16 protein-coding genes are annotated in these 19,056 nt (G+C 68.2%); 7 read left to right on the forward strand and 9 right to left on the reverse strand.

All coding sequences use genetic code 11. The features are described 5' to 3' along the window. Positions 1-37: 37 nt before the first annotated feature. From QZ670_RS06975 to QZ670_RS06990, 4 genes are all read right to left on the reverse strand, one after another. Entirely contained in the window at positions 38-1,570 is a 1,533-nt protein-coding gene (locus QZ670_RS06975) for an efflux transporter outer membrane subunit (RefSeq protein WP_294253334.1), read from the reverse strand. After that, a complete protein-coding gene (locus tag QZ670_RS06980) occupies positions 1,567-4,767 on the reverse strand; it encodes an efflux RND transporter permease subunit (RefSeq protein WP_294253337.1) in 3,201 nt (1,066 codons plus the stop codon). Before QZ670_RS06980 ends, QZ670_RS06975 begins: the two co-directional genes overlap by 4 nt. A 6-nt stretch (positions 4,768-4,773) precedes the next feature. Further along, positions 4,774-6,012, reverse strand: coding sequence for an efflux RND transporter periplasmic adaptor subunit (locus tag QZ670_RS06985; protein WP_294253339.1), 1,239 nt, complete (start codon positions 6,010-6,012; stop codon positions 4,774-4,776). A 186-nt stretch (positions 6,013-6,198) separates the two neighbouring features. After that, positions 6,199-7,125: a Gfo/Idh/MocA family oxidoreductase gene (locus QZ670_RS06990; protein WP_294253341.1), complete on the reverse strand. Its 927-nt coding sequence runs from the start codon at positions 7,123-7,125 to the stop codon at positions 6,199-6,201. 102 nt (positions 7,126-7,227) lie between these two features. Here QZ670_RS06990 and QZ670_RS06995 point away from each other — a divergent pair, with 102 nt between their 5' ends. Beyond that, positions 7,228-9,024 (forward strand): IlvD/Edd family dehydratase, encoded by a 1,797-nt coding sequence (locus QZ670_RS06995; protein WP_294253344.1) that lies wholly within the window; start codon positions 7,228-7,230, stop codon positions 9,022-9,024. A 147-nt stretch (positions 9,025-9,171) separates the two neighbouring features. Here the strand turns inward: QZ670_RS06995 and QZ670_RS07000 are convergent, their stop codons facing one another. Beyond that, the gene (locus QZ670_RS07000) at positions 9,172-9,552 is read right to left on the reverse strand and encodes a helix-turn-helix domain-containing protein (protein WP_294253345.1); all 381 of its coding nucleotides are present in this window, start codon (positions 9,550-9,552) and stop codon (positions 9,172-9,174) included. Positions 9,553-9,651: 99 nt separating this feature from the next. Here QZ670_RS07000 and QZ670_RS07005 point away from each other — a divergent pair, with 99 nt between their 5' ends. Continuing rightward, positions 9,652-10,713, forward strand: a complete 1,062-nt coding sequence (locus QZ670_RS07005; RefSeq protein ID WP_294253347.1) for an SDR family oxidoreductase — start codon at positions 9,652-9,654, stop codon at positions 10,711-10,713. Between the two features lie 77 nt (positions 10,714-10,790). On the opposite strand, the gene QZ670_RS07010 is transcribed toward QZ670_RS07005, so the two are convergent. The 4 genes from QZ670_RS07010 to hisS form a co-directional block, all read right to left on the reverse strand. Beyond that, the gene (locus QZ670_RS07010) at positions 10,791-11,636 is read right to left on the reverse strand and encodes a DUF4167 domain-containing protein (protein WP_294253350.1); all 846 of its coding nucleotides are present in this window, start codon (positions 11,634-11,636) and stop codon (positions 10,791-10,793) included. Between the two features lie 263 nt (positions 11,637-11,899). Next, on the reverse strand, positions 11,900-12,757 hold the full coding sequence (gene prmC / locus QZ670_RS07015; protein WP_294253353.1) for a peptide chain release factor N(5)-glutamine methyltransferase: 858 nt from the start codon (positions 12,755-12,757) through the stop codon (positions 11,900-11,902). Between the two features lie 69 nt (positions 12,758-12,826). Next, positions 12,827-13,900 carry a peptide chain release factor 1 gene (gene prfA, locus QZ670_RS07020; protein WP_294253356.1) on the reverse strand — a complete coding sequence of 358 codons (1,074 nt, stop codon included), beginning with the start codon at positions 13,898-13,900 and terminating at the stop codon, positions 12,827-12,829. Then, positions 13,897-15,243, reverse strand: a complete 1,347-nt coding sequence (gene hisS, locus QZ670_RS07025) for a histidine--tRNA ligase (RefSeq protein ID WP_294253360.1) — start codon at positions 15,241-15,243, stop codon at positions 13,897-13,899. Before hisS ends, prfA begins: the two co-directional genes overlap by 4 nt. A 113-nt stretch (positions 15,244-15,356) precedes the next feature. On the opposite strand from hisS, the gene QZ670_RS07030 reads away from it, so the two are divergent. The 5 genes from QZ670_RS07030 (at position 15,357) to QZ670_RS07050 (ending at position 19,033) form a co-directional block, all read left to right on the forward strand. Further along, positions 15,357-16,202, forward strand: coding sequence for a S1/P1 nuclease (locus QZ670_RS07030; RefSeq protein ID WP_294253363.1), 846 nt, complete (start codon positions 15,357-15,359; stop codon positions 16,200-16,202). Between the two features lie 37 nt (positions 16,203-16,239). Further along, positions 16,240-17,106: a phenylalanine 4-monooxygenase gene (gene phhA / locus QZ670_RS07035; RefSeq protein ID WP_294253365.1), complete on the forward strand. Its 867-nt coding sequence runs from the start codon at positions 16,240-16,242 to the stop codon at positions 17,104-17,106. Positions 17,107-17,343: 237 nt separating this feature from the next. Next, positions 17,344-18,234 (forward strand): DMT family transporter, encoded by an 891-nt coding sequence (locus QZ670_RS07040; RefSeq protein WP_294253367.1) that lies wholly within the window; start codon positions 17,344-17,346, stop codon positions 18,232-18,234. After that, on the forward strand, positions 18,231-18,710 hold the full coding sequence (locus tag QZ670_RS07045; RefSeq protein WP_294253369.1) for a GNAT family N-acetyltransferase: 480 nt from the start codon (positions 18,231-18,233) through the stop codon (positions 18,708-18,710). Before QZ670_RS07040 ends, QZ670_RS07045 begins: the two co-directional genes overlap by 4 nt. Then, the gene (locus tag QZ670_RS07050) at positions 18,710-19,033 is read left to right on the forward strand and encodes a multidrug efflux SMR transporter (protein WP_294253371.1); all 324 of its coding nucleotides are present in this window, start codon (positions 18,710-18,712) and stop codon (positions 19,031-19,033) included. The genes QZ670_RS07045 and QZ670_RS07050 overlap by 1 nt, the downstream gene beginning before the upstream one ends. The last annotated feature ends 23 nt before the right edge of the window (positions 19,034-19,056 follow it).

A 19,056-nucleotide genomic window follows, 5' to 3' on the forward strand; every position in this document is an offset into this window, starting at 1 on the left:
CGGTACGCATGCGCCTGCCACAAGCAGGGGCGTGCGGTCAACTGCCCGGCGTTGGCGCGGTTCCGCTCGCGTTGACCGGCTGCGGCCCTTCGCGCGTGACCTCCAGCTGCGAATCGCCGCCCAGGGCGCGGTAGAGATTCACCCGGTTGGTCGCGGCGGTGAGCTGCACCGTCACCAGCTGCTGCTGCGCCGCGTAGAGCGAGCGCTGGGAGACCAGGCTCTGCAGGAAGGTATCGATGCCGCCGCGATAGCGCGCCTCGCTCAGCCGATAGGTGTCGGCCGCCGCCTCTTCCTGCAGCTGGGTCGCGCGCAGCTGGGCGTCGATCGTGCCGCGCACCGCCAGCGCATTGGCGACGTCGCGGAAGGCGGTTTGGATCGCACGTTCGTAATTGGCGACCTGCGCCTGTTGCTGCGCTTCGCTGAGCCGGACATTGGCGCGGCCCGCGCCGCCGCGGAAGATCGAATAGCTGCCCGTGCCGCCCGCCTGCCAGGTGAAGGCGTCCCCGTCGAACAGGCTCGACAGCGCGGTGCTCGCGAAGCCGAGCACGCTGGTCAGGCTGATGCGCGGAAACAGCGCCGCGCGCGCCGCGCCGATCTGGGCGTTGGCGGCGCGCAGCTGGTATTCGGCCTGCACCACGTCCGGCCGGCGCAGCAGGATGCTCGAATCGAGCCCCGCCGGCACCGCCGCGATGGTGGGGGCCGCCTGCTCGATCGAGGCGGGGAGGAGCGCCGGGTCGATGTCCGATCCGGCCAGCAGGCGCAGCGCGTTGACGTCCTGCGCCAGCGCGCTGGTCTGGCGGGCGACGTCGTTCTGGGCGGTGGCGAGCGTCTGCTCGGCTTGGCGCAGATCGGTGCGCGGGGCGACGCCGCCCTCCAGCCGGGCGCGGGTGAGGCGAACGCTGTCCTCGGCGCTCTTGGCGGTCTGCCGGGCGACCTCGAGCAGGCTCGCGTCCGACGCGTAGGTGAGCCAGGCGGTGGCGATGTCGCCCACCAGGGTCAGCCGGGTCGCGCGGGCGCCCGCTTCGGTGGCGAAATAGGTCTCCTGCTGCGCGCGGGTGAGCGAGGCGAGGCGGCCGAACAGGTCGAGTTCGAAGCCGGTGATGCCGACCTGGGTCGAATAGTTGGTCCGCACACCGCCGCCGACATTGCCGACGTTTCCGACATTCCCGCCGATGTTGCCCGTATTGCCGGTGCTCCCGGTGCCGTTGCCTAAGCCATTGCCGACATTGGTCACGTTGCCCCGCCGCTCGGTGATGCCGAGGCTGGCATCGACCTGGGGGAGCTGGGCGCCGCGCTGGATCTGATACTGCGCGCGTGCCGCGGCGATGTTCGCCGCCGCCACGCGCAGGTCGCGATTGTTGGCGAGCGCCTGCTCGATCAGCTTCTGCAGCCGGGCGTCCCGGAACACGTCGCGCCAGCTGAGCGCGGGCAGCGTCGCCTCGCTCGTGCGCAGATAGGAATCGCCCACCGGCCAGCTCGGCGGCACCGGGGCGGCGGGGCGCACGTCCTTCGGCGCCATCGAGCAGCCGGCCAGCGCCACGGTGGTGAGGAGCGTCAGCGCGCGCTTCATGCCTTAGCCTCCGGAGTGTTGCGATGGCGGCGGTTGCGCAGCGCGGCCAGCCCGTCGCGGACGCCGCGGCGGACGAGCACGAAGAACAGCGGGATGTAGAAGATCGCGAGGATGGTCGCGGTCAGCATGCCGCCGATCACCGAGGTGCCGATGGCGATGCGGCTGTTGGCGCCGGCGCCGGTCGAGATCGCCAGCGGCAGCACACCGAAGATGAAGGCCAGGCTGGTCATCAGGATCGGGCGCAGACGGATGCGGGCGGCTTCCAGCGCCGCTTCGATGACGCGCTTGCCTTCCTTCTCGGCCTGCTCGGCGAATTCGATCATCAGGATCGCGTTCTTCGCGGCGAGGCCCATCGTCGTCAGCAGGCCGATCTGCAGGTACACGTCGTTCTGCAGGCCGCGCAGCGTCACCGCGAAGATCGCGCCCACCAGGCCGAGCGGAATGACGAGCAGCACTGCGATCGGGATCGACCAGCTCTCGTAGAGCGCGGCAAGGCACAGGAACACGACCAGCAGCGACACGCCGTAGAGCAGGGGCGCCTGGCCCGAGGAGAGCCGCTCCTGATAGGACAGGCCCGCCCAGGCGACGCTGGTGCCGGGAATCTGCGCAGCGAGTTCGGCGATCCGCTTCATCGCGTCGCCAGAGCTCTTGCCGGGGGCGGCCTGGCCGCTGAACTCGAACGACTGAACGCCGTTGAACCGCGCCATCGAGGTCGGCGCCGTCGCCCAGCTGGTCGAGGCGAAGGAGGTGAAGGGCGCCATCTGGCCGTTGCTGCTGCGGACGAACCACTGGGCGAGATCGCCCGGCTCCGAACGATAGGGCGCGTCGCCCTGGACATAGACGCGCTTGACGCGGCCGCGATCGATGAAGTCGTTGACGTAGCGGCCGCCCCAGGCGGTCGACAGCGTCGAGTTCACGTCGGTCTGGCTGAGGCCCAGCGTGGCGAGCTTCTGCTGGTCGAGATCGACCTTGAGCGTCGCCACATCGGGGAGATCGGTCAGGCGGACCTGCGCCAGCTCGGGATCGCTATTGGCGGCGGCGAGCAGCTTGTCGCGCGCGGCGACGAACTGGTCGCGGCTCATGCCGCTGGTGTTGAGCAGCTCCATGGTGAAGCCGGTCGACTGGCCGAGGCCGCGGATCGCCGGGGGCACCAGTGCGAAGACCTGCGCGTCGCGGAAGTTGCGGAAGGCGCCGGCCGCGCGATTGACGATGCCGTCGGCGCTGTTGTCCTTGCCCTTGCGATCGGACCAGTCGGTGAGGTTGAGGAAGCCCTGGCCGGTATTCTGCCCGGCCGGGCCGCCCCCGCCACCGCCGCCGGCGACCGAGAACATCACCGAGACGTTCTTGGCTTCCTTGGTCAGGAAGTATTTCTCCACCGCGAGCTGGATCTCCTTGGTGCGCGACATGGTCGCGCCCGCGGGCAGGCGGAACTGCACCGAAGCGGCGCCCTGGTCCTCGGTCGGCAGGAAGCCGGTGGGCAGGCGCACGAACATCAGCACGAGGATCGCGCAGACCGCGACATAGACGAGGAGGAAGATCCACTTGCGATCGATCACTGCCTGGACCCAGGCCGTGTAGCGCTCGACGCCGCGATCGAAGCCGTTGTTGAACTTGGTCTTGGCCGTGTGCAGTCCGCGCCCCACCCAAGGGAACCGCCGCGCGAACCACGTGTCCTCGATGTCCTTTTCCTCGCTCTTCTGCTTGAGCAGCGTGGCGGTGAGCGCCGGGCTCAGCACCAGCGCGACCAGCACCGAGAGCACCATGGCCGAGACAATCGTGACCGAGAACTGGCGGTAGATCACGCCGGTCGAGCCGCCGAAGAACGCCATCGGCAGGAACACCGCCGAAAGCACCAGCGCGATCGCGACCAGCGCGACCTGGATCTCGTCCATCGACCGGATCGTCGCCTCGCGCGGCGTCATCTCCGGATTCTCTTCCATCAGCCGCTCGACATTCTCGACGACAACGATCGCGTCGTCGACGAGCAGGCCGATGGCGAGGACAAGGCCGAACAGGGTGAGCGTGTTGATCGAGAAGCCGAGCGCGTAGAACACGCCGAAGGTGCCGAGCAGCACCACCGGCACCGCGATCGCCGGGATCAGCGTCGCGCGCCAGCTCTGCAGGAACACGAACATGACGATGACTACGAGGATGATCGCCTCGACCAGCGTCTTCACCACTTCCTCGATCGAGAGCTTGATGAAGCCGGTGGTGTCGTTGGCGTAGGCGTATTTGAAGCCGGCCGGGAAGCCCTTGGACGCCGCTTCGACCTGCTGCTTGACGAGATCGGCGGTCTTGAGCGCGTCGGCGCCCGGCGACAGCGAAATGGCGAGGCCGGCGCCGGGATGGCCGTTGATCCGGCTCGACGAGTTGTAATTGTCCGAGCCGAGCTCGACGCGCGCCACGTCGCGCAGCTTCACCGCGGCACCAGTCGAATCGGTCTTCACGATGATGTTGGCGAACTGTTCGGGGGTCTGCAGCCGCGACTGCGAGGTCACCGTCGCGTTGAGCATCTGCTCGTCGGGCATCGGCTGGCCGCCAAGCTCGCCGGCGGCGATTTCGGTGTTCTGCGCCTGGATCGCGGTGATGATGTCATTGGGGATCAGCCCGTAGCTGGCGAGCCGCGCCGGGTTGAGCCAGATGCGCATCGCATAGGGTGCACCGAACACGTTGGTGTCACCAACACCCTCGATGCGCGACAGCGGATCCTGCAGGTTCGAGGCGAGCCAGTCCGAGACGTCCAGATTCGTCTTCTTGTCGGTCGAGTCATAGACGCCGACGATCATCAGGAAGTCGGGGTTCGACTTGGTGACGGTCAGGCCCTGCTGCTGCACCTGGGTGGGCAGGCGGGACAGCGCCTGCTGCACCTTGTTCTGCACCTGCACCTGGGCGATGTCCGGGTTGGTACCCTTTTCGAAGGTTGCCGAGATCGACACCTGGCCGCGCGAGGTGGACGAGCTGCTGAAATAGAGCAGCCCGTCGATGCCGCTCAGCTGCTGCTCGATCACCTGGGTGACGCTGTTCTGGACCGTCTCGGCCGAGGCGCCGGGATAGGTGGCGCGGATGTTGACCTGCGGCGGCGCGATGTCCGGATATTGCGCGATGGGCAGCGAGAAGATCGCGGCGAGGCCCATCAGCATCACGATGATGGCGAGCACCCAGGCGAAGATCGGCCGGTCGATGAAGATGCGCGACATGGGGGCTCAGCCCGCCTTGGCCTGGCTGCCGCCCTTGGTCTGGGCGCCGCCTTGCCCCTGGCCCTTCTTGGGCGGCTCGATCTTCTGCGGCGTGTTGGCGGGCACCGGCTTGATGTCGATGTCCGGCTTGAGGTTGGCCGTGCCCTGCACGATCACCTTGTCGCCCGGTGCAAGTCCTTGCGTGATCACCCAATTCTGCCCGATGGTGCGATCGGCGACGACGGTGCGCGCCACTGCCTTGTTGCCGGGTCCCACGACATAGACGGTCGCGTTGCCCTTCGGATCGCGCGACACGCCGGCCTGGGGCACCAGATAGGCCTGGGTATCGATCGCCTGCGCGAACAGCGCGCGGACGAACATGCCCGGCAGCAGGATGTTCTGCGGGTTGGCGAAGCGCGCGCGCAGCGTGACCGTGCCGGTGCTTTCGTTGACGACGACCTCGGAGAACTCGACCGTGCCGGTCATCTCATAGTCGCTGCCGTCTTCCAGCTTCAGCCGCACCGCGGCGCTGGCGGGAGCGACGCCGCCCTTGGCGAGCGCCTTGCGCAGCGCGAGCATGTCGGCGCTCGATTGCTGGATGTCGACATAAATGGGGTCGAGCCGCTGGATGGTGGTCAGCGGGTCGGTCTGGTTGGTGGTGACCAGCGCGCCTTCGGTGACGAGGCTGCGGCCGATCCGGCCGGTGATCGGCGCGGGCACCTTGGTGAAGCGCAGGTTGATCTGCGCGGTCTGCAGCGCGGCGCGCTGCTGCGCCACCTGCGCGGCGGCCTGGCGCGAGGCGGCGACGGCGTCGGTATAATCCTGCTGGCTCACCGCCTGCATCGCCGCGAGCGGCTTGTAGCGATCCGCCTTGATCCGCGCGGCCTCGAGATTGGCCTGCGCGCTCTGGAGATTGGCCTGCGCCTGCGCGGCGCTCGCCTGGTAGAGGCTGGGATCGATCTGGTAGAGCGTCTGGCCCTGGTGGACGATCGTGCCTTCGGTGAAGAAGCGGCGCTGGACGATGCCGGCCACCTGCGGGCGGACCTCGGAGGACTGATAGGCCGTTACGCGTCCGGCGAGCTCAGTGGTGACCGGTACGCTGCTCGGCTGCACCACCACATAGCCGACCTGCGGCGGGCCCGAGGGGCCCCGGCGACCGCCCGCCTGCTGCTTGCCCGAACCGTCGCCGGAACTGCACGAAGCAAGAAGCAGGGCCGATGCAAACACGATCAGGCCCGAACGGCCATAGCTGGTCGGAGCGTTCAAATTTCAGAACCCGCTTAGGGGTGGCCCGAGGAATGCCGGACCACCGGTCACTGCCAAACTCGCCATTAGATGGCGCGGTGCCGTGGTGCCACAAAAAGGTTGTCGCAAAATATGTCGAACGGCGTAGCGACTTGTTCGGGATCGTTCGAAAATGCCGGCGCCCGGCCCAGCGGGCGCCGGTTGGAATCAGAAGGCGAACGTCTCCCCGATCGCGCGCTCGCCGACGAGGAAGGCATCGGCCACCAGCTGGAGCGGACGCACGTCGACATCGCTCTGCTTGGCCGCCACCAGCTCGGCGAAGCGGGCGTAGAGTCGGGCATATTCGCGGTCGGGCGCCTTCTGCTCGTCCTCGCCCGGCAACTGCAGGATGCTGCCGCCCATGCCCAGGCGCAGCGTGCCGGCATCGGTGTCGACTTCGATGTCCCAGGTCTGCGGGCCGGTCTGGAGGAAGTCGAAGTCGGCAGTCACCACCGCAGTGCCGCTGCGCATGTGCAGCTTGGCGCGGAGCGGCGAGGCGCGGCCTTCGGGCACTTCCATCCAGGCGGAATCGAGCAGCAACGCGTCGGGCAGGATCTTGGTCGCGATCGACAGGGCGTTGATGCCCGGATCGAACACGCCGAAGCCGCCGGCCGCGAGGATCCATTCCTGCCCCGGGTGCCAGCGGCGGATATCTTCGCGCCAGGTGATGCGCGCGGCCTTGATCTGCTTGCCCTGGAGCCAGGCCTTGGCGGGCTCGACCCCGGCGGCTTCGCGCGAGTGCCAGGTGGTGAACAGCGTCACGCCCTTTGCGCGGGCACGCTCGGCCAGGTCGGCGATCTCGGTGAGCGTGGCGGCCGGCGGCTTCTCCAGCATCACGTTGAGCCCGGCCTCGATCGCGATGCGCGCCTGGTCGTAGCGACCTTCGGGCGGGGTGCAGAGCGACACGGCGGTGAGGTCATGCCCGCCGGCGATCAGCGACTCGATGTCCTTGTGCGCGGCCACCCCGTCGACCGAGGCGTTGCGGCTGGCGGTGGCGACCAGCTCGAAACGGTCATCGCCTTCCAGCGCCGGCAGATGCTGATCGCGCGCGATCTTGCCGATGCCCACCAACCCCAGACGAATCCGCTCCGACATATCAGGCCATCCTTTTATAAGATATATATGCTTCCTATGGACGCGGGCTGCGGTTATCAAGAGCCGCAGATACGCCCCAAGTTGCGCCGTAGCGGAGGAATCATGACCGAAGAAGCTGGAACTCGTCGCGCGGCGCTGCGCTCGCGGGCCTGGTTCGACAATCCCGATAACCCCGACATGACCGCGCTCTATGTCGAGCGCTATCTGAACTTCGGGCTGAGCCTGGAGGAGCTGCAATCGGGCAAGCCGATCATCGGCATCGCCCAGACCGGCAGCGATCTTTCCCCGTGTAATCGCCACCATCTCGAACTCGCCAAGCGGGTACGCGAGGGAATCCGCGACGCGGGCGGCATCGCCATCGAATTTCCGACGCACCCCATCCAGGAAACCGGCAAGCGGCCGACCGCGGGCCTCGACCGCAACCTCGCCTATCTCAGCCTGGTCGAGACGCTGTATGGTTACCCGATCGACGGCGTGGTGCTGACCATCGGCTGCGACAAGACGACGCCCGCCTGCCTGATGGCCGCCGCGACCGTGAACATCCCGGCGATCGCGCTGTCGGTCGGGCCGATGCTCAACGGCTGGTTCAAGGGCGAGCGCACCGGCTCCGGCACGATCGTGTGGAAGGCGCGCGAGATGCTCGCGGCCGGCGAGATCGACTACAAGGGCTTCATCCAGCTCGTCGCCTCCTCGGCCCCGTCGACCGGCTGGTGCAACACCATGGGCACGGCGACGACGATGAACTCGATGGCCGAGGCGCTCGGCATGTCGCTGCCGGGCTCGGCCGCGATCCCGGCGCCGTACCGCGACCGCGCCGAATGCGCCTATCGTACCGGCCTCCAGATCGTCGAGATGACGCTGGCGGATCGCAAGCCCAGCGATGTGCTGACCCGCGAGGCCTTCCTCAACGCGATCCGCGTCAATTCCGCGATCGGCGGATCGACCAACGCGCCGATCCACCTGAACGCGATCGCGCGCCATATCGGCGTCGAGCTCAGCCTCGAAGACTGGGAATCCTACGGCGCCGACGTGCCGTTGCTGGTCAACCTGCAGCCGGCGGGCAAATATCTCGGCGAGGATTTCTACCGCGCCGGCGGCGTGCCCGCGGTGATGGGCGAGCTGTACCGCGCCGGGCTGCTCCACAACGACGCGCTGACCGTCAACGGCCGCACCATCGGCGAGAATATCGGCACGGCGCAGATCGAGGACGGCGACGTGATCCGCCCGCTCGCCGCGCCGCTGCGCCCGGCGGCGGGGCTCACCGTGCTGTCGGGCAACCTGTTCGACAATGCGGTGATGAAGCTCAGCGTGATCTCGGACGAATTCCGCGCGCGCTACCTCTCCAACCCGGAGGATCCCGGCGCGTTCGAAGGTACCGCGTTCGTGTTCGACGGGCCTGAGGACTATCATCACCGCATCGACGATCCCGCGCTCGGCATCGACGAGAACAGCATCCTGATCATGCGCGGGGCCGGCCCGGTCGGCTATCCGGGCGGCGCCGAGGTGGTCAACATGCGGCCGCCGGTGGCGCTGATCCAGGCAGGCGTCCATGCGCTGCCCTGCCTGGGCGACGGCCGCCAGTCGGGCACCAGCGGCAGCCCCTCGATCCTCAACGCCGCGCCGGAAGCCGCGGTGGGCGGCGGGCTCGCACTGGTCCGCACCGGCGACCGGATTCGCATCGACCTCAACACGCGTTCGGCGAACATGCTGGTCAGCGACGAGGAACTGGCGCAGCGCCGGGCGGACCTGGGCATCGACTATGTGCCGGAGTCGCAGACGCCGTGGCAGGAGATTCATCGCGGGCTGGTCGGCCAGTTCGACGGCGGCGCGGTGTTCGAGAATGCGGTGAAGTATCAGCGCATCGCCCAGACCAAGGGCCTGCCGCGCGACAGCCACTGATTGGTCGCCGCGACCCATCAAGGTCGTCATTCCGGCGAAAGCCGGAATCCCATTGGCGCCTCCGTCGAGGCTCTTGCTCGGACCGAGTGGCAAATGGATCCCGGCTTTCGCCGGGATGACGTGTGGGGAAGGGTTCGCCTCCCGAAATCACGCCCGGCGGGCGGTGGGCCTGCTGCCGAGCTGGTCGAGCGCATCGGCATTGTCGCGCCCCCAGGCATAGAGCAGTTCGACCGGCTCGACGAAGCGGTCACCCAGCGGTGTCAGCTGGTACTCCACCGCCGGCGGCACCGCGTTCTGCACGATCCGGTCGACCAGGCCGACCTCTTCCATCTCGCGCAGCGTCTGGGTCAGCATCTTCTTGGAGATGCCGGGCAGGCTGCGCAGCAGCACCCCGCTGCGCGCGGCGCCGCCATGGCGAGCATGCAGCGTGTGGAGCACCATGCTCGTCCATTTGGTGGCGAACAGCGCCAGCACGCGGCGCGGCGCGCAATCCTCTCGCCATTCCGAATCCGCCGTGCCGGGTCGCATATGTGGGTACCTTCTGGTGCCTAGGTTCCGATTTGGTGCCGTCTAGAAGCCGCACGCACGGCTGCCTAGCTCGGCCTCCAACGCTTAATGGAGGCAGAAATGGCCAAGACGGCTTTGGTGGTAGGCGCAAGCGGCATCGTCGGCAGCGCGACGGCGGACCTGCTGGTGGCGCAGGGCTGGACGGTGCACGGACTGGCGCGCCGGCCCGTTGAGCAGGCGGGCGTGGCGCCGGTCGCCGCCGACCTCACCGATGCAGCCGCGACGGCGGAGGCGCTGGCGGGTATGAACCCCGATGCGGTGTTCATCACCACCTGGCTGCGGCAGGACAGCGAGGCGGAGAATATCCGCGTCAATTCGGCGATGGTGCGCAACCTGCTCGACGGGCTGTCCAAGCCGACGGGCCCGCGCCACGTCGCGCTGGTCACCGGGCTCAAGCATTATCTCGGGCCCTTCGAAGCATACGGGAAGGGCAGCCTGCCGCAGACGCCGTTCCGCGAGGAGCAGGACCGGCTCGACGTCGACAATTTCTATTATGCCCAGGAAGACGAGGTCTTCGCCGCCGCCGAGCGCGACGGCTTCACCTGGAGCGTGCACCGCCCGCACACGGTGATCGGCAAGGCCGTCGGCAACGCGATGAACATGGGCACCACGCTCGCCGTCTACGCGACCTTGTGCCGCGAGACCGGCCGCCCGTTCCGCTTCCCCGGCTCGCCGGCGCAGTGGAGTGGACTCACCGACATGACCGATGCCGGCCAGCTCGCCCGGCATCTGCTCTGGGCGGCAGAGACGCCGGCGGCGGCGAACGAGGCGTTCAACGTCGTCAATGGCGATGTCTTCCGTTGGCAATGGATGTGGGCGCGCATCGCCGAATGGTTCGGCCTCGAACCGGCGCCGTTCGATGGCAGCGTCCAGCCGCTCGAGCAGCAGATGGCGGACGACGCGGACCTGTGGCGCACCATCGCCGAACGCGAAGGGCTGGCCGAGCCCAACCTCGCCCGCCTCGCCTCGCCTTGGCACACCGATGCCGATCTTGGCCGCCCGATCGAAGTTGTCACCGACATGTCGAAGAGCCGCCGCATGGGCTTCACCGCCTATCAGCCGACCGACGACGCCTTCTTCGCGCTGTTCGAGCGGCTGCGCGCGGATCGGCTGATCCCGTAAGGCTCGTTCGGGAGAAACGAAAAAGGCCCGCCTCCTCGTCGGAAGCGGGCCTTTTGCTGTGCCGGTTGGCCGTTGCCTCAGGCGGCGGGTGCCTCGGCCTCGTCGCTCTTCGCGGTGCGACGGCGGCGGGGCTTCTTCGGCGCCTCCTCCTCAGCGGCCGGTGCGGCATCGCTGCCGATCGCGGGCGGGAGGATCGCGGCGTCGATGCCGTGCGCCGCTTCGGCCTCGACCGGCGCTTCGCGACGCGGGCGACCGCGACGGCGGGGTGCCTCGGCGACGTCCTCGCTCACCGGCGCTTCGATCGGCGCGCTCGGCTGAACCGGCGCGGCCTCGGCAACATTGCCGTTGGCATGGCCGTTCGCGGCGCCGTTGCTGCGCTCGCGACGATCTTCGCGATAGCTGCGCGGCTCGCGCTCGGCGCGCGGCTCACGGGCTTCGCGGTCGCCACGGGGTTCGCGGTCGCCACGGGGTTCGCGATCGCCGCGGGGCTCGCGATCGCCGCGCGGTTCGCGAGCTTCACGCTCGTAGCGGGGTTCGCGCTCGCGACGGGGCTGCTGCTGCTGGCGGGGGGCGTCGCCCTCGTCCTCGCGGCCGGCTTCGCCTTCCATCTCGAACTCTTCCTCGTCGCCGTCGAATTCCTCGCGCTGGCGGCGCTGCTGGTTCTGCTCTTCGAAGCGCGAGCGGTTCTCGTTCAATACGCGGAAATAATGATCGGCGAACTGCAGATAATATTCGGCGTTGACCCGATCACCCTGCATCTGCGCGTCGCGCGCCAGGTTCTTGTATTTCTCAAGCAGCTGGGCGGCATTGCCACGGGCGCGGTTATCGATCCGACTACCATTGCCCTGATTGTTCGAGCTTCCGCCCTGGCGCTGTTGCTGGCCGCCCCGACCGCGACGGCGGCCGGCCTGACGATTGTTCATCAAGGTCTCGTTGTCCTGTCTTTACAAAGCCGTCCGTCGATTCATCGAGGTTCCGGATGCAGGGTTACATTCGCGGGGGGTTCCGGGCGTGCCCAGAACCATCCGCTTGCCACGGCCGCCGGACTGCAGCGGCACACATGACCATGGAGTCGGGCCTCAGCCCTTTATCTCAACAACTTGGTTGAAGGTGCCTCGCCCCGGCCTTCTTCTAGCCGCTGGCGTACCAATCTCCAAGCAGAAATATGTGACGTTTGCGCGTAGTTTCAAGTCAGCCGGACCACGCGCGGCCGTCCACCCATGTCTTTATAGACGCTTGAAGACAGGCCCTGTTCCTGGCCGAGCAAAGAAACTGCTTGCGCCTGCGTCCATCCGATCTCGAGGATCGCCGCGCCGCCCGGTGCGAGCAGCGCGGGCAGGGCGGGGACGATGCGGCGATAGTCGTCGAGCCCGTCGCTGCCTGCGAACAGCGCCTCCGCCGGTTCATGGTCGAGCACCTGCGGGGGCAGGGGTTCGTCTGTCCCGATATAGGGCGGATTGGCGAGGATCAGGTCGAACTTGCCTTCGATGCCCGTGGTCCAGTCGCCGAGGCGGAATTGGACGCGGTCCCCCATGCCGAGCACTTCCGCATTGCGGCGGGCATAGTCGAGCGCGGTTTCGGATGCATCGACGCCCAGACCCTGCGCATCCGGCCATTCGGCGAGCGCGGCGAGCAGCAGCGTGCCGGGGCCGGTGCCCAGGTCGAGGATGCGTGACGGCGCGCGGGTGCCGAACCAGGCCAGGGCGGTTTCGAGCAGCGTCTCGCTGTCGGGGCGGGGAATCAGCACGCCGGGACCGACGGCGAGGTCGATCGTCCAGAAGGCACGGGTGCCGGTGATATAGGCGATCGGCTCGTGGGTCAGACGGCGGGCGAGGAGCGCGGCGAATATTTCGGGCGCGGGATCGTCCAGCCGGCCGAGCAGGAGCCTGTCGCGCGTGGTGCCGAGGGCGTGCGCCATCAGCAGCTCGGCATCGAGCCGGGGGGTGTCGGACACGGCGTCGAGCTGGCGGGTCGCATCCGCAAGGGCGGCCCGAACGCCCCTTCCGCTTGCGGGAGGGGTTGGGGGAGGGGATGGCAGCGTCATTGCGCACCGTCCACGTCAGTCCCTCCCCTAGCCCCTCCCGCACGCGGGAGGGGAACATAGGCGGATAGGTCAGCCATCCAGCTGGGCAAGCCGGTCGGCCTCGTCCTGCGCGACCAGCGCGCCGACCAGTTCGTCGAGCTCGCCTTCCAGGATCTCGGGCAGGCGGTGCAGCGTGAGGTTGATGCGGTGGTCGGTCACCCGACCTTGCGGGAAATTATACGTCCGGATCCGCTCCGAACGATCGCCCGAGCCCACCATCGAGCGCCGCGCGCCGACGCGCTCCGCCGCCAGCCGCTCGCGCTCGGCCTCGTACAGGCGGGTGCGGAGCACCTTCATCGCCTTGGCCTTGTTCTTGTGCTGCGAGCGCTCGTCCTGCTGGATCACGACGATGCCCGTCGGCAAGTGCGTGATCCGCACCGCGCTGTCGGTGGTGTTGACGCCCTGGCCGCCGGGGCCGGAGGCGCGGTAGATGTCGATGCGCAGGTCCTTGTCGTCGATCTGCACATCGGCCTCTTCGGCCTCGGGCAGCACCGCGACGGTGGCGGCGGAGGTGTGGATGCGCCCGCCCGCCTCGGTCGCCGGCACGCGCTGCACCCGGTGCACGCCGCTCTCGAACTTCAATTTGGCGAACACGCCGGTGCCGGTGATGCCGACCACGACTTCCTTGTAGCCGCCGGCTTCCGAGCTGCTCGCCGAGATCAGCTCGGTCCGCCAGCCCAGCCGATCGGCATAGCGCTGGTACATGCGCAGCAGATCGCCGGCGAACAGCGCGGCTTCGTCGCCGCCCACGCCCGCGCGGATTTCGAGCAGCGCCGGGCGCTCGTCGGCCGAGTCCCTGGGGAGCAGCGCCAGCGCCAGCTTGCGTTCGGCCTCCGCGAGCGTGCCCTCGTTGGCGCGGAGTTCCTCCACCGCCATCGCGCGCAGCTCGTCATCGGCCTCCTGCGTCATCTGCTGGAGCGATTCGCCCTCGGCACGCAGCCGCCGCACATCGCCCGCCGCGACCGCGACCGGCTCGATCTCGGCATATTCCTTCGAGACCTGGACGAAACGATCGCCGCCGAGCTCGCCCGACGCCATCAGCGCCTGCAACTCGTCGCGCCGCGCCTCGATCGCCGCGATGCGGTCCGGCGGGATGCGGGTCATTTCGCTAGCGGACGCAGAAGCGCATCTGGGTTGAACCCACCGTCAGCTGGCTCGACGCGGGAGACCTCATACGAGCGTGAGAGCGCTTCCAAGATTAGCTCGCGCAGGTCTTCACCCGCTCTGGCATACGATCCAACCTCGTTCACACGAACCGGAATCCCGCGGCGGGCAGGGATTGCCTGATCACCGAATTGTGGGCCGACGACGACGCGAGCGCGAACCTTCGCTTTTGACGCCGCTTCAAACCGGCGCTTTTCGTTGCCCTTGAAAGCGATGTGCGTCGAAACGCCCTGACGGCGCAGTTCGGCGGCGACCCCGATGGCGGTGAATTCAGCCTCAGGAGACCAGGGAATCACGGAAACAACAGGTTGATCTTCCGCAGGCTCGTCGATCAGCATCGCCAGCCGCTCGACCCCGGCCGCCCAGCCCACGCCGGCCGTCTCGGGGCCGCCGAGCGAGCCGATCAGCCCGTCATAGCGGCCGCCGGCCAGCACCGTGCCCTGCGCGCCCAGCCGGTCCGTCACGAACTCGAAGGCGGTGTGGCGGTAGTAATCGAGCCCCCGCACCAGCCGCGCATTGCGCGTCCAGGCGACGCCGGCGGCATCCAGCCCGTCGGTCACCGCCTTGAAGAAGGCGGCGGCTTCGTCGGTCAGATAGGCGTCGATGTCCGGCGCGCTGTCGGCGATCGGGCGGTCGCGCGGGTCCTTCGAATCGAGGATGCGCAGCGGGTTCTTCTCGAGCCGCGCCAGGCTGTCTTCGGAGAGTTCGCCCTTGTGCGCCTCGAAATGCGCGACCAGCGCGGTGCGCCAGGCATCGCGCGTCGCGGCATCGCCCAGCGTGTTGAGCTGCAGCGTCACGCCTTCGGCAATGCCGAGGTCCTTGAGCAGCTGGTCGGCCAGCACCAGCAGCTCGACATCGGCGGCCGGTTCGGGCGCGCCGAGGATCTCGGCGTCGATCTGGTGGAACTGGCGATAGCGGCCCTTTTGCGGACGCTCGTAGCGGAACACCGGGCCCGAGGTCGCGAGCTTCAGCGGCGCGAACTGCTGCCAGCCCTCGCTGATATAGGCCCGCGCGATGCCGGCGGTGAATTCGGGACGCAGCGTGATCGAATCGCCGCCGCGATCGTCGAAGGTGTACATCTCCTTGGAGACGACGTCCGAGGTTTCGCCCATCGAGCGGGCGAACACGCCCGTCGCCTCGAAGATCGGGATCTCGAGCCGCTGGAAGCAATAGAGCTTGCGCACCTGGTCGAACTTCTCGAGCACCGCGGCGAAACGCCGCTGGTCTTCGCCGAAAATGTCCTGGGTGCCCCGGATGCGCTGGGGGGTCTGGATACGTGCCATTTGGGCGCGGCTATTAGGCCGGTTTGGGGCGCGCCGCAATGTGGGTGAGGGGAAGCCGGCTGGACAGCGCTAAGCCGTTGAAGCCGAAGCCCTGCAGGACTAGGGCGCACGCCATGAGTCGCATCCTGCTTGTCCTCGCCGCGCTGCTCGGCTTCGGCGCCGCTTCGCCCGCTTCCGCCTATTGGGAATATGGCCACGAGACGGTGGGCGCGATCGCCTATCGCAACGTGACGCCGGCGGTGCGCGCGAAGATCGACGCGCTGCTCAAGCGCCAGGCGCTGCTCGAGACGCCGACCTGCCCGGCGAACACGATCGAGCAGGCGGCGGTCTGGGCGGACTGCGTCAAGACGCTCGGCCCGCGCTTCAGCTACGCCTATTCCTGGCACTATCAGAATATCGACATCTGCCAGCCCTTCGACCTGAAGCCGCCGTGCCGCGACGGCAATTGCGTCTCCGCACAGATCGAGCGCGACGTGAAGCTGCTCAAGGACCGCAAGGTGCCGGTGCGCGAGCGGGTAATGGCGCTGGTGTTCCTCGTCCACTTCGTCGGCGATCTCCACCAGCCGCTCCATGCGGGCGATCACAGCGACCTCGGCGGCAACAAGGTGAAGACCAACTACGGCGCCTTCACCAGCGCCAAGCTCAACCTCCATTCGGTGTGGGACGGCTATCTGGCCGAGCGCGCGATCTCGCAGCCGCCCTCGCCGGTGCGCGCCTATAGCGCCGCCGAGCGCAACGCGGCATGGGGCGGTAGCGTCGAGGACTGGAGCCGGCAGAGCTGGCAGGTCGCGCGTGACGTCGTGTATCCGAGCGCGGCGGGCGCGGCGGTGTGCACGCCGGGCGACCATCCCGCGCATCTCGACGAGGCGACGCTGGCCAAGCTGGTGCCGGTCGCGCGCGACCAGGTGGTGCGCGGCGGGCTGCGCCTGGCCAAGTTGCTCGACGAGGCGCTGGGCTGACGTTTCGCTCCTTCGGGCGGGCTGCTATATCCCGTCCATGAAGAAGGAAACGCATGTGCTGGAGCGGCCGCCCGAGGGCGCGGCGGCGGACTGGACGATCCCGCAGGACTGGGCCGCCTATACGGCGGAAGAACACGCCACCTGGGACAAGCTGTTCGCGCGGCAGGCGAAACTGCTGCCCGGGCGCGCCTCCTCGGCCTATCTCAAGGGGCTGGAGGCGCTGCGGCTGTCCGAGTCGGGCATCCCCGATTTCGAGGAACTGTCCGAACGGCTGATGCAGCTCACCGGCTGGCAGGTCGTCGCGGTGCCGGGGCTGGTGCCGGACGACGTGTTCTTCGATCATATGGCGAACCGCCGCTTCGTCGCAGGCAACTTCATCCGCCGGCCGGACCAGCTCGACTATATCCAGGAGCCGGACGTGTTCCACGACGTGTTCGGCCACGTGCCGATGCTCGCGGACCCGGTCTTCGCCGATTATCTGGAAGCCTATGGCCGCGGCGGCATGCGCGCGCTGGAGCTGGGGGCGCTCAAGCAGCTCGGCCGGCTCTATTGGTACACGGTGGAGTTCGGGTTGGTCGAAGAGGCCGAAGGGCTGCGCATCTATGGCTCGGGCATCGTGTCTAGCTCGGCCGAGAGCGTGTTCGCGCTCGACAGCGACAGCCCCAACCGCATCCGCTTCGACATGAAGCGGGTGATGCGCACCGACTATCGGATCGACGATTTCCAGCAGAATTATTTCGTGATCCCCAGCTTCGAGGCGCTGCTCCGCGAGACGGTGGAGACCGATTTCGCGCCGCTCTATGCGGAGATCCTGGCGCAGCCGGACATCCCGATCGCGGCGATCCTGCCGGGGGATGGGGTGATTACGCGCGGGACGCAGGCATATGCCGAGGGGAAGGGCTGACGGGCGGGGCAACGCTTGGTCGGCAGGACTTCCGTTTCCACCCGCCATCGTCATTCCCGCGAAGGCGGGAATCCATTTGCCAGGACGCTGGGGGCAGGGGCCGCGGCATCAGCGCCAATGGATCCCCGCCTTCGCGGGGATGACGGTGTATTTGACACGGAGCGAGCAGGATCCCGGAAGGTGAAGGTCAGGGTTTAAGGCTCGCAATCTCGGGAACCTGCCGCTACCCGCACCCCCATGTCCCGTTCGCCCCGCCTTGCCTTTCTCGTCGCTGCGCTCGGCATCGCCAATTATTCGGTGATGGACGCGGTGATGAAGGGCATGTCGATCGCGCACGGCGCCTATAGCGCGGTGCTGTGGCGCTCGGTCGGGGCGATCGTGCTGCTCGGGCCGATCTTCCTGCTGCGGCGGACCCCCTGGCCGAGTCCCCATGCGCTGAAACTCCACTTCGCGCGCGGGGTGCTGGCGGGCAGTTCGGTGGTGCTGTTCTTCTGGGGGCTTGCCCGCGTCACCATGGCGCAGGGGATCGCGCTCACCTTCCTCGCGCCGCTGATCGCGATGTTCCTCGCCGCCGCCTTTCTCGGCGAGCGGATCCGCCGCGCGGCGATCGGCGGCTCACTCGTCGCCAGCCTCGGCGTGCTGACCATCGCCGCTGGACAGGCGCAGGCGCATGCCTCGACCGAGGTCGTGCTCGGCTCGATCGCGGTGTTCGCCGCCTCGATCCTCTATGCCGGCAGCCTGATCCTGCTCCGCCGGCAGGCGCAGGTGGCGGACCCGATCGAAGTCGCGCTGTTCACCAGCCTCGTTCTCGCGCTGGTGATGCTGCCGGGCGCCCCGTGGTTCTCCGCCATGCCGTCGCTCGCGCTTTGGCCGTGGATCCTCGGCGCGGCGCTGGTCGGTTCGATCTCCGCGGTGCTGCTCGCCTGGGCCTATGGCCATGCCGAGGCGCAGGTACTGGCGCCGGTGGAATATACCGCCTTCGTGTGGGCCGCGCTGCTCGGCTATGTCGTGTTCGACGAGCGCGTCTCGGCCTGGACGGTCGCGGGCGCGCTGCTCATCATCCTCGGGTGCCTCGCCGCGATCCGCGGCCGTGTCGCCCCCGCTCCCCAGACCGAGGCCGCCGCATGACCCAGATCCGATTCGCCACGCCCGCCGACGTGCCCCAGATCCTTGCCTTCGTCCGCGAACTCGCCGAATTCGAGCGCGAGCCCGACGCGGTGCTCGCGACCGAGCCGATGCTGGAAGCCGCGCTGTTCGGCCCGCGCCCGGCGGCGGAGGCGGTGATCGCGGAAGCCGCGGACGGCACCCCGCTCGGCTTCGCGCTGTTCTTCCAGAACTTCTCCACCTGGACCGGGCTTCCGGGCATGTATCTGGAAGATTTGTACGTCACCCCTGCCGCGCGCGGCGCAGGCGTCGGCAAGGCGCTTCTGCGCCATTTGGCCGATATCGCCGTCACGCGCGGCTATGCCAGGTTCGAATGGTCGGTGCTCGACTGGAACCAGCCGGCGATCGATTTCTACCGCGCGATGGGGGCAATGGGCATGGACGAATGGACGGTGCAGCGGGTGACCGGCGACGCACTGCTCGCGCTGGCCGGCCGCTGATGGGCTGGATCTACCTGCTGCTCGGGGGGCTGTGCGAAGTGGGGTTCACCACCTGCATGCGCTTCACCGACGGCTTCCGGAACATCCCCTGGACGCTGGCCTTCCTTGGCTTCATCGCGGTGTCGATGGCGCTGCTCGAGATGGCCTCGCGCACGGTGCCGCTGGGCACCGCTTACGCCGTCTGGGGCGGGATCGGCGCGCTCGGCACGGTGATCGTCGGCATGCTCTGGTTCGGCGAGCCGGTGAGCGCGGTGCGCATCCTGCTCATTTTCGGCCTGGTCGCGTGCATCGCCGGGCTGCGGCTGGCGGGCGGCGGACACTAAGACCCCAAAGGGCTAGGCACACC

It is taken from the genome of uncultured Sphingomonas sp. (assembly GCF_913774285.1).
GTDB lineage: Bacteria > Pseudomonadota > Alphaproteobacteria > Sphingomonadales > Sphingomonadaceae > Sphingomonas.